Here is a 10,248-nt window from a genome sequence, read left to right on the forward strand (position 1 = left end):
CCTCTCCTCAGGCGGGGCAGCCGGTGTTGACCGAGACGACGACCTGGTCGCCCGAGAGGTCGGCGACGACCTTGGCGGCGCCGCGTCGGTAGGCGTACGCCTGCGCGGTGTCCAGCATCGGGACGCGGGCCACGGAGGCGAGCGCGTCGGCCGGCGACGGCGGGGCCGGGACGGCGGCGGCGCGGGCGGTGCGGGCCGTGCCGCCGGTGGGGCAGGGCGCGACGACCACCTCGGCGGCCGACCCGGGCGGGCCGCCGAGCGCCCGCAGCGCCGCGGCCAGGGCCTCGACCTCGGCACCGTCGGCGCCGACCGCCGGCGCGGTGTAGCCGTCGCCGACCGGCCGGCAGCCCGTGTCGGCGGTCAGCCGGACGAGGCCGTCCGCCGCGATCCCGCCGGAGACGGTGACGAACTCGCCCGCGTCGGCGCGCAGCCGGGGGCCGTCCTCCGCCGTCACCCGGACCCCGGCCCGCCAGCTCTCGGGGAGTCGGTCGGCGACCCGCTCCAGCAGCGACCGCTCCAGGCCGCCGGAAACGAACACGTCCACCCCGCGGGTCAGGGTGGCGCCGTCGGCGAACGGGGTGACGCGGCAACCCCGGTCGACCTCGGGCGGGGTCAGCACGGCGGTGTCGCCGGCCGCCGCGACGAGTGCGCCGACCGCGCGGTCGACGAGCGGGCCGGCCTCGGTCAGGGTGCGCTGCTCCCGGACCGTCGGCGGATCGTTGCGCACCGACGTCCAGGTCAGCGCCGCCAGCAGCACCGCCCACGCCACCGTGGCGGCGAGCAGCCAGCGCCACCGCCGCCCGGAGGACGCCGGCCGACCGGGACCGGTAGGCGGGGCGTGCCCCGCCGCTTCCACGCCGTTCACGGGGGCCATCGTGTCACGCCGGTCGGCCGGGCCCGGAGACGGTCGTGGCCCGCCACCTGTGAAGGGGACGGGCCACGGACCGAGCCGGGGCGTGGGGGGTCAGGAGGCGACCGTGACGGTGACCTCGTTGATGCCGCGCGCGGCGGTCACGGCGGTGTCGCCGTTGCCGTGCCGGGAGAGCGCCCGCAGGGTCCAGGCACCCGGCGCGGCGAAGAACCGGAACTGGCCGGCCGGCGAGGTCACCACCTCGGCGGTGAACTCGCCGGTCGAGTCGAGCAGCCGGACGTACGCGCCCGGGACGGCCTCGCCCGCGTCGGACCGGACGACGCCGGTGATCACGGTTTCCTTCTCCAGGTCCAGGCTCGCGGGCAGCGGGGCGGCCTGGTCGGGGGCTGCGCAGCCGGCAGCGGTGGGTGCGGTCATGACTCAGGCCTCCCCGGGCTCGTCGCCGAGCGCGACCGGCACGCCGACCAGCGAGCCGTACTCGGTCCAGGATCCGTCGTAGTTCTTCACGTTGCGGTGGCCGAGCAGCTCCTGGAGCACGAACCACGAGTGCGAGGAGCGCTCGCCGATCCGGCAGTACGCGATGGTCTCGCGGCTGTCGTCCAGCCCGGCGTCGGCGTAGATCCTGCGCAGCTCGTCGTCGGACTTGAAGGTGCCGTCCTCGTTGGCCGCCTTGGACCACGGCACGCTGATCGCCGTGGGGATGTGCCCGGCCCGCTGCGCCTGCTCCTGCGGCAGGTGGGCGGGGGCGAGCAGCCGGCCGGCGAACTCGTCGGGGCTGCGCACGTCGACCAGGTTCTTGGTGCCGATGGCGGCCACGACCTCGTCGCGGAAGGCCCGGATCGAGGTGTCCGGCTCCTGCGCCACGTACTGCGTCGCCGGGCGGGTCACCGCGTCCCGGACCAGCGGACGGGCGTCGAGCTCCCACTTCTTGCGACCGCCGTCGAGCAGCTTCACGTCGCGGTGGCCGTAGAGCTTGAAGTACCAGTACGCGTACGCGGCGAACCAGTTGTTGTTGCCGCCGTAGAGGATGACGGTGTCGTCGTTGCTGATCCCCCGCTCGGAGAGCAGCGCCTCGAACTGGCTCTTGTTGACGAAGTCCCGGCGCACCTGGTCCTGGAGGTCGGTCTTCCAGTCCAGCTTGATCGCGCCGGCGATGTGGCCGGTGTCGTAGGCCGAGGTGTCCTCGTCGACCTCGACGAAGACGACGCCCGGGGCGTCGAGGTTCTTCTCGGCCCATTCGGCCGAGACGAGTGCGGTGTCGCGACTCATCAGATCACTCCCTGGTGAGGATGAATGGTGAACCAGCACGAGGGCATCGAAAGTCATGACGATCGCACCACGCGCGGGATCCACCGTATGGACGGATCACGGGTTCGTGCGACGGCGCCGCTGCCGGGCGTGGAAAGAGAGCACGGAGACGAAAAAAGCCCCTGCGTGCCGGTGGCCGCTAGGCGGCCGAGGACAGCCCCGCCGTCAGATGACGGGGCGACACAGGCAGGTGGCCACGCGGCACAGGTCGACCGCGCGCCGTTTGGTGAGGAGCGTCCCCATGAGCAGGGAGCCTACCAGCCGTGGGCGGGGGCACCAGCGGGCCGACCAGCATCCGGGACGCGCGGGCGGGGACCCGCCCCGCGCCCGCCGGATCAGCCGGCGGCGGAGTTGATCGGCACGTTCCTGGCGTCCGCGGTGACGGCCAGCCCCTCCGGCAGCGGCCGGACCTCCCGGACGGCGAGCTGGAACGGCAGCTCGGGCAGGGGCACGTCGATGGAGATGCTGCGGGCGTAGTTGGTCAGCAGCGTCCGGGCCAGCGGCAGGTTCGGCAGGCCGTCGGCGTTCAGGTCGTTGAAGCGCAGCGCCACCTGCCCCTCCTTGCCGACCGTGATCTCGGCGGTGCCGGTCACGGTGAGCCGCTGGCCGAGGATGTCGACCGGGGCGGTGACGGCCAGCCGGCCGTTCTGCTCGCCGAGGGTCAGCCCCGGCCGGTCGAGCAGCTTGGCGAGGCTGTCGTAGCTGATGGTGCCCGACCCGTCGACCGTCTCGGCGACCACGTCGCCCTGCCCCGAACGGATGGTGTCGAGGGAGGCGCGCACGTTGCGGGCGTCCACGTCGAGCTTCGGCAGCGCGACCGCGTCGCCCCGCACCGAGCCCTGCACGTCGCGCAGCGCGATGGAGATGCGCTCGTAGCGGCCGTCGAGCACCTGGGTGAGGAACGGGACCCCGCCGACCTCCACCTCCGGCGGCGAGGACTGTGCCCCCTGCTTGGCGATCTCCTGCCGGACCTGGTCGGCGATGGCCCGCTCGGCCACCCCGACGGCGATCCGGTCGGCCACCACGATCAGGCCGCCCAGGACCAGCAGCAGCACGACGAGGGTGATGAGCACCTTGCGCCCGCGTCGCCGGGGCCGCTCCTCGTACGTGTCGTCGTGCGCCACGCCGCCTCCTGTCGTCAGTGCCGGGGGTGCCGCGGAGCGGCCCACCGGTGGTACCCGATCGGGGAAAAGCTCAATCGCCGTGTCAGAGAACGAGCTTGCACATGGCGTACGCGGCCGGCGCGGCCAGGGCGAAGCCACCGAGGGGCCCCTGCATGTGCCGGGCCACCCACATGGTCGGCGGCTCCCCCGCCATCAGCCGGCCCGCCTCGGCGTACCCGACGGCGAGGTCGGCCAGCACGGCGGTGACCGCCGCGACCAGCCCGATGATCGCGGCGCGGGTCGGGGTGAAGGGCGTCACCAGGTAGCTGCCGAGGAGGGCGCTGACCAGCGTGCCGACCATCGCGCCGGCGACCACGCCGGCCGCGCCCCGGGGCACCTGGGGGGCCAGCCGCGGCCACGGCGCGAACGCGTCGGTCAGCCGGGCGACGGTGAGCGCGACCGCGCTGGCGGTGAGGCACACCGTGATGGCCTGGGTGCCCGCCGGGATCCGGCTGAGCACGATCAGGGTGGCGAAGGCGACGACGCCGACCACGATCAGCAGGGTGCTGCCGAGGGAGTCGGTCACCCGCACCCGGTCGACCCGCCGGACGAGCTGGCCGAGCACCCCCAGGGCGAAGCCGCCCGCCGCGACGTAGCCCAGCGGCGCCAGGCCGGCGACGTCCGTCTGCACGGCCGCGGTGTCGGCCGCCACCGCGGCGCCGATGCTGACCGCGGCCACCAGCAGCAGCGCGGGCGGCCGCATGGCCATCGTCCAGGCCAGCACGAAGAGCAACTGCACGCCGAAGATGACGAACGCGAAGGGCAGCCGGTGCCCCGGGCCGGAGGTCTGTGCCCCGAGCACCAGACCCACCCCGAGCAGCGCGGCGAAGCCGGCGACGGTCAGCGCGAGCGGGCGGCGCACCTCGACCGGCTCGACCGGTTCCTCGTCCGGCTCGTCGTCCGGCTCGTCGTCGGGCCGGCGGGCGGGCTCACCGGGCCGCCGGGCGCGACGCGGGCCGCTGCGCTCCCGGCGCTCGCCGTCGTCGTCGGGGGCCGGCCCGGTGCGCGGCGCCGGCGGCTGGCCACGGGACGGGCCGGACGGCCCGGGGCGGGGCCCGTCGGGCCACTGGTCGCGGCCGGTCTCGGGCGAGCTGGAGGGAAACACGCCCCGATCGTGCCAGACCCGCCGGCCGCCGCGGGGGTCACGGTTTCGGCAACGTTAAAACCTGGGGCACGATCAGGGGCAAGCCGGGCAAACGGGAAAGGACGCGGAGGCGCGACCGGGGCGATCGGTTACGCTCAAGCCGTTACCCGCCCCGCCAGCGACGCCGGGACCACGCAAGTTCATCAGCGTCACACCCCGCCACGGAGTGCGCTGGTCGCGCGCGGCCGACGGCCGCCGGGACGGAGGTGATCGTGGAGATCCTGCTGCTGGTGACCGCGCGCGCAGGCGAACCATCCGCAGTGCTGCCGGCGCTCGACCTGCTGCCGCACTCGGTCCGCACCGCGCCACGCGACGTCCGCACCCTGGTCGCCGGCCCCAGTCCGGACGCGGTGCTGGTCGACGCCCGCTCCGAGCTGAGCGAGGCACGGGCGACCTGCCGGATGCTGCACGCCACCGGGCTCGGGGTGCCGCTGGTCGCGGTGGTCACCGAGGCCGGCCTGATCGCGCTCAACGCCGACTGGGGCGTCGACGACGTCATCCTCGCCACCGCCGGGCCGGCCGAGGTGGAGGCCCGGCTGCGGCTCGCCGTCGGGCGGCTGAGCAACGCCACCTCCGGGGCCGGTGGCTCGATCCGCGCCGGCGAGCTGACGATCGACCCCGACACCTACGCCGCGAAGCTCAAGGGCCGGCCGCTCGACCTCACCTACAAGGAGTTCGAGCTGCTGAAGTTCCTGGCCCAGCACCCGGGCCGGGTGTTCACCCGGGACCAGCTCCTGCGCGAGGTGTGGGGCTACGACTACTTCGGCGGCACCCGCACCGTCGACGTGCACGTCCGGCGGCTGCGCGCCAAGCTCGGCTCCGAGTACGAGTCGATGATCGGCACGGTGCGGCAGGTGGGTTACAAGTTCGTCGTACCACCCTCGCGGTCCCTGCCGGAGAGCGAGCACGCGCCCCTGCCGGTCTGAACCTCCCCTTTCCGTCGCGCGCGGTTTCGCATATGCCCCTTTTGTGCAGCTCGTCGGTTCTATTCTGACTGCCGGGTTTGCGACAAAAAGGGGGCGGCGGAGTGCGTATCGACCACGGGGGCGGCGACGGATCGACACGACCGGGCCCGCTGATCCGGGATCCCTCGGCCCTGCGCACCATCGGTCTCGTCACGCTGGTGGTCGCCGCGCTGCTCGGTTCCGCGTACGCCCTCGGGCGCAGCCTGGTCCCCGACCCGCCGACGTCCCGGTCCAGCGTGACCACCAGCGCCACCGGCCCGCACTACGCCGACCAGCCTCCGACGGAGGAGGCTCCGCGCCACACCCCGGCGGGCGAGCCGAGCAGCAGCCCGGCGGAGACCGGGCAGGACGGCGGCGCCAGCCCCGAGGGCACGCCGTCGCCGGGACCGGCCGACGGGCCGTTCGGCACGCAGACGACCAGCGGCACCTCGCTGGTCGCGCTGACCTTCGACGACGGGCCGGACCCGCTGTACACGCCGCAGGTGCTCGCCCTGCTCCGCGAGCACCGGGTGCGGGCCACCTTCTGCGTGGTCGGCGAGAACGCGCAGCGCCACCCGGACCTGATCCGGGCCATCGTGGCCGACGGGCACACCCTGTGCAACCACAGCTGGAACCACGACGTCAACCTCGGCCGGCGGTCGCCGGCCGCCATCCGGGCGGACCTGCTGCGCACCAGCGAGGCGATCAGGGCGGCGGTGCCCGACGTGCCGATCGCGTACTACCGGCAGCCCGGCGGCGCGTGGACGGGTCAGGTGGTGTCGGTGTCCCACGAGCTCGGCATGACGCCGCTGCACTGGACCGTGGACCCGGAGGACTGGGAGGTGCCGGGAGCCGGCCGGATCGCGGCGACGGTCGTGGCGGGTGTCGTACCCGGCTCGGTCGTGCTGCTGCACGACGCCGGCGGCGACCGGCAGGGCACTGTGGACGCCCTGCACCGCATCCTGCCCGACCTGACCAGCCGGTTCGAGGTGGAGGCGCTGCCCGACGGGGCGACGTGAGCCGGCCGGCGGACGGCGCGACCACGGGCCTCCGACGCGGGCGACCCCCGCACCGCCCCGGCGGCCGGCGAGCGCGGCGGCGCCGGGGATCGACCGGACTACGGTGACGTCATGAGCAATCCCGAAGCGAGCGGCGCCCGGGTGACCCGGGCCGACCGCCTCAGCCCCACGGAGATCGCCGACGTGACGACCCTCGCACGGGTCGCCGGCGACGCGGACGGGGCCGACCCGTTCGACGAGCACGTCCTGCTCAGGCTGCGCGACCCGGACGCGCCCGCGGTGCACCTGACCACCCGGGCGGACGACGGCACACTGACCGGGTACGCGCACCTGGACACCACCGACCCCGGCGCGGGGATCGGGGTGGAACTGGTGGTGCACCCGGCGTACCGGCGGCGCGGGACGGGCCGGGCGCTGGCCCGGGGCGTCCTGGCGGCGGCCGACGGCCCGCTGCGGGTCTGGGCGCACGGCGACCACCCCTCGGCCGCCGCGCTCGGCGTCGACCTGGGCCTGCGCCGGGCCCGGGTGCTCTGGCAGCTGCGCCGGCCGCTGACCGCCCCGATCCCCGACCATCCGCTGCCGGACGGGGTGACGCTGCGCGCGTTCCGGCCCGGCGCCGACGACGACGAGTGGCTGGCGCTCAACGCGCGGGCCTTCGCCGAGCACCCCGAGCAGGGTCGCTGGTCCCCCGCCGACCTGCGGGTACGCCTCGCCGAACCGTGGTTCGACCCGGAGGGCTTCCTGCTCGCCGTCGACGGGTCCACCGGTCGGCTGCTCGGCTTCCACTGGACGAAGGTCCACGAGCGACCGGGCTCGGCCCGGATCGGCGAGGTCTACGTCCTCGGCGTGGACCCGTCGGCCCACCGCGGCGGGCTGGGCCGGGCGTTGACCGCGGCCGGCCTGGCGTACCTGCGGGACCGGCGGGACCTGGACCGGGTCATGCTCTACGTCGACGAGTCGAACGCCGCCGCGGTGGCGCTCTACGAGCGGCTCGGCTTCGCCCGCTGGTCGGCGCACGTCAACTACCAGTCGGCCTGACGTCGGCGCGGGCCCGGGTCGCGACGACGACCCGGGCCCGCGCCACCCGACCGCTGCCCGGCCCGGGAAAATCCCCATACTTCCGACAGCGGCACCCGGGTTCACTTAACGGACAACTCACCCTCAGCGAGCGGTCACCTGCCCTGCCGCACCTGTTCACTCCACGTTCACTTCCGACCGGCGAACCGGTCACCTGGCGCTCCTAACTTTTGGGTCAGCCGGTGAGCGCCGGTACCCCGGGCCCAAATCCGGGGGCGAAGTCAGACGTGAAGGGAAACCCCTCAGGTGAAGCTCCAGCGGCACGGCACCCTCGCCTGCCTCGCTCTTACCGCGACGCTCGCTCTCAGCGCATGCGGCTCGGACAACAACGAGCCCGCGAGCAGCGCCTCCGCCTCCGGGTCGGCCGCCGCCGACTGCGCCACCGGCACGCTGAACGCCCAGGGCTCGTCGGCGCAGAAGAACGCGATGGACGAGTGGATCAAGGCGTACCAGCAGAAGTGCTCCGGAGCCAAGATCAACTACGAGCCCTCCGGCTCGGGCGCCGGCATCCAGGCCTTCATCGCCGGCACCGCCGACTTCGCCGGCTCGGACTCCGCCCTCAAGGAGGAGGAGCAGCCGCAGGCCAACGCCAAGTGCGTCGGCGGCGCCGCGATCAACCTGCCGATGGTGATCGGCCCGGTCGCCATCGCCTACAACGTCAGCGGCGTGGACAACCTCCAGCTCAAGCCGGCCACCCTGGCGAAGATCTTCGCCGGCAAGGTCACCAAGTGGGACGACCCGGCGATCAAGGCCGACAACCCGGACGCCAAGCTGCCGTCGACCGCCATCAACGCGGTGCACCGCTCGGACTCCTCCGGCACCACCGACAACTTCACCGACTTCCTCACCAAGACCGCTGCGGCCGACTGGACCTTCGGCAAGGCCAAGGAGTGGAAGGCCCCGGGCGGCACCGGCGCGGCGAAGTCCGACGGCGTGGCCAGCGCGATCAAGGGCCAGGACGGCACCATCGGCTACGTCGAGTGGTCGTACGCCGAGAACGGCGGCCTGAAGACCGCGAAGGTCGGCAACGGCGCGGGCGAGTTCGCCGAGCTGACCGCCGAGTCGGCCGGCAAGACCATCGCCGGCGCCGAGGTGGTCGGCCAGGGCGACGACCTCAAGATGAAGATCGACTACAACACCAAGGAGGCCGGGGCCTACCCGATCGTCCTGGTGACCTACGAGATCGTCTGCACCAAGGGCCTCGCCGCCGACAAGCTCCCGCTGGTCAAGGGCTTCCTCGGCCACGCCGCGAGCACCGAGGGCCAGGCCGACCTGACCGAGCTGGGCTACGCCCCGCTGCCCGAGACGGTCCGCGCCAAGGTCGAGGCCGCGGTCAAGAACCTCGCCTGAGCCGCCGCACCGACACCGACACCACCACCTCAACCCGAAGCGAGCGAGCAGATGGGTGAAACCCCTCACCGCTCGGCCCACGCCGGCACCGGCGGGACGCGCGTGACCGAAGGTCACGACCGGCCCGCCGGTGCCTCGGCGCGTCCGGCCGAGGCACCAGTCAGCACCCGTACGCCGGGCGGAGCCGGCCTGGGCGGCGGCGGCGCGCTGCCCCGGGCCCGGGCGTTCGGCGCCGAACGGGCCTTCCGCGCCCTCACCCTCGCCGCCGGCACCGCCGTCCTCGTCGTCATCGCGGCGATCGCGGTCTTCCTCGTCGCCAAGGCGGTGCCGGCGCTACGGGCCAACACCGAGAGCTTCTGGAGCTTCGAGGGCTGGTTCCCGAACGACGCGGAGCCGAAGTTCGGCATCGGGGCGCTCGCCTTCGGCACCGTGCTCAGCTCCGCGCTGGCCCTGCTCATCGCGGTACCGGTGGCCCTGGGCATCGCGCTCTACCTGTCCCACTACGCGCCGCGCCGGCTCGGCACCACGCTGGGCTTCCTGATCGACCTGCTGGCCGCGGTGCCGAGCGTGGTCTTCGGCCTCTGGGGCCGCGACGTCTTCATCAACCCGGTGCGGGACTTCTCCGCCTGGCTGAACACGTATTTCGGCTGGATCCCGATCTTCGGCGGCGACGGCCCGTTCGGTAAGTCGATCATGCTGGGCGCGCTGGTCCTGGCGATCATGGTGCTGCCGATCATCACCTCGCTCTCCCGCGAGGTGTTCACGCAGACCCCGACCGCCAACGAGGAGGCGGCCCTCGCCCTCGGCGCGACCCGCTGGGAGATGATCCGCACCGCGGTGCTGCCGTACGGCCGTCCCGGCATCGTCGCCGCGGTGATGCTCGGCCTGGGCCGGGCGCTCGGCGAGACCATCGCCCTGGCGATGACCCTCGGCATCACCTTCAACATCTCGTTCAACCTCATCGAGAGCGGCGGCAACACCATCGCCGCCAACATCGCCAACACGTTCGGCGAGGCGAACGACACGGGACGGGGCGCGCTGATCGCCTCGGGCCTCGTGCTCTTCGCCATCACGCTGATCGTCAACATCACGGCGCGGGCGATCATCCACCGCCGCCGGGAGTTCACGGAGTCGGCCGCATGAGCGAGCGTCAGCGAGCGAATCATCGTCACAGTGCACCGGTGCCTCATGGCGCCACGGAGCGGAGCGGAGTGGCGGCATGAGCGAGCGTCAGCGAGCGAATCATCGTCACAGTGCGTCGCATGACGCCGCGAAGCGGAGCGGAGTGGCGGCATGAGCGAGCGTCAGCGAGCGAATCATCGTCACAGTGCGTCGCATGACGCCGCGAAGCGGAGCGGAGTGGCGGCATGAC

At 73.6% G+C, this 10,248-nt stretch carries 11 protein-coding genes; 5 read left to right on the forward strand and 6 right to left on the reverse strand.

Going from position 1 to position 10,248, the window contains the following annotated elements:
- Positions 1 to 7: 7 nt before the first annotated feature.
- The 6 genes from AB0883_RS06950 to AB0883_RS06975 all read right to left on the reverse strand — a co-directional run bounded on the left by AB0883_RS06950 (position 8) and on the right by AB0883_RS06975 (position 4,447).
- Complete coding sequence (locus AB0883_RS06950) at positions 8 to 874, reverse strand: hypothetical protein (protein WP_366640018.1); 867 nt, start codon at positions 872 to 874, stop codon at positions 8 to 10.
- Between the two features lie 90 nt (positions 875 to 964).
- A complete protein-coding gene (locus AB0883_RS06955) occupies positions 965 to 1,288 on the reverse strand; it encodes a DUF1416 domain-containing protein (protein ID WP_121400037.1) in 324 nt (107 codons plus the stop codon).
- Positions 1,289 to 1,291: 3 nt separating this feature from the next.
- Entirely contained in the window at positions 1,292 to 2,140 is an 849-nt protein-coding gene (locus tag AB0883_RS06960; RefSeq protein ID WP_311411781.1) for a sulfurtransferase, read from the reverse strand.
- Positions 2,141 to 2,344: 204 nt separating this feature from the next.
- Complete coding sequence (locus AB0883_RS06965; RefSeq protein WP_311202345.1) at positions 2,345 to 2,422, reverse strand: Ms5788A family Cys-rich leader peptide; 78 nt, start codon at positions 2,420 to 2,422, stop codon at positions 2,345 to 2,347.
- A gap of 92 nt (positions 2,423 to 2,514) precedes the next feature.
- Positions 2,515 to 3,303, reverse strand: coding sequence for a DUF2993 domain-containing protein (locus AB0883_RS06970; protein ID WP_366640020.1), 789 nt, complete (start codon positions 3,301 to 3,303; stop codon positions 2,515 to 2,517).
- A gap of 82 nt (positions 3,304 to 3,385) precedes the next feature.
- Positions 3,386 to 4,447, reverse strand: coding sequence for a hypothetical protein (locus AB0883_RS06975; RefSeq protein ID WP_366640021.1), 1,062 nt, complete (start codon positions 4,445 to 4,447; stop codon positions 3,386 to 3,388).
- A 245-nt stretch (positions 4,448 to 4,692) separates the two neighbouring features.
- Between AB0883_RS06975 and AB0883_RS06980 the strand changes: the two genes are divergently transcribed.
- From AB0883_RS06980 to pstC, 5 genes are all read left to right on the forward strand, one after another.
- Positions 4,693 to 5,412 (forward strand): response regulator transcription factor, encoded by a 720-nt coding sequence (locus tag AB0883_RS06980; RefSeq protein WP_366640023.1) that lies wholly within the window; start codon positions 4,693 to 4,695, stop codon positions 5,410 to 5,412.
- A gap of 107 nt (positions 5,413 to 5,519) precedes the next feature.
- Positions 5,520 to 6,449, forward strand: coding sequence for a polysaccharide deacetylase family protein (locus AB0883_RS06985; protein ID WP_366640327.1), 930 nt, complete (start codon positions 5,520 to 5,522; stop codon positions 6,447 to 6,449).
- A gap of 111 nt (positions 6,450 to 6,560) precedes the next feature.
- Positions 6,561 to 7,487 (forward strand): mycothiol synthase, encoded by a 927-nt coding sequence (mshD, locus tag AB0883_RS06990; RefSeq protein WP_366640025.1) that lies wholly within the window; start codon positions 6,561 to 6,563, stop codon positions 7,485 to 7,487.
- A gap of 285 nt (positions 7,488 to 7,772) precedes the next feature.
- Positions 7,773 to 8,876 carry a phosphate ABC transporter substrate-binding protein PstS gene (pstS, locus tag AB0883_RS06995; RefSeq protein ID WP_366640026.1) on the forward strand — a complete coding sequence of 368 codons (1,104 nt, stop codon included), beginning with the start codon at positions 7,773 to 7,775 and terminating at the stop codon, positions 8,874 to 8,876.
- Positions 8,877 to 8,927: 51 nt separating this feature from the next.
- Positions 8,928 to 10,019 carry a phosphate ABC transporter permease subunit PstC gene (gene pstC, locus AB0883_RS07000; protein ID WP_121400043.1) on the forward strand — a complete coding sequence of 364 codons (1,092 nt, stop codon included), beginning with the start codon at positions 8,928 to 8,930 and terminating at the stop codon, positions 10,017 to 10,019.
- The last annotated feature ends 229 nt before the right edge of the window (positions 10,020 to 10,248 follow it).

The sequence above is a fragment of the Micromonospora sp. NPDC047812 genome (assembly GCF_040704175.1).
GTDB lineage: Bacteria > Actinomycetota > Actinomycetes > Mycobacteriales > Micromonosporaceae > Micromonospora.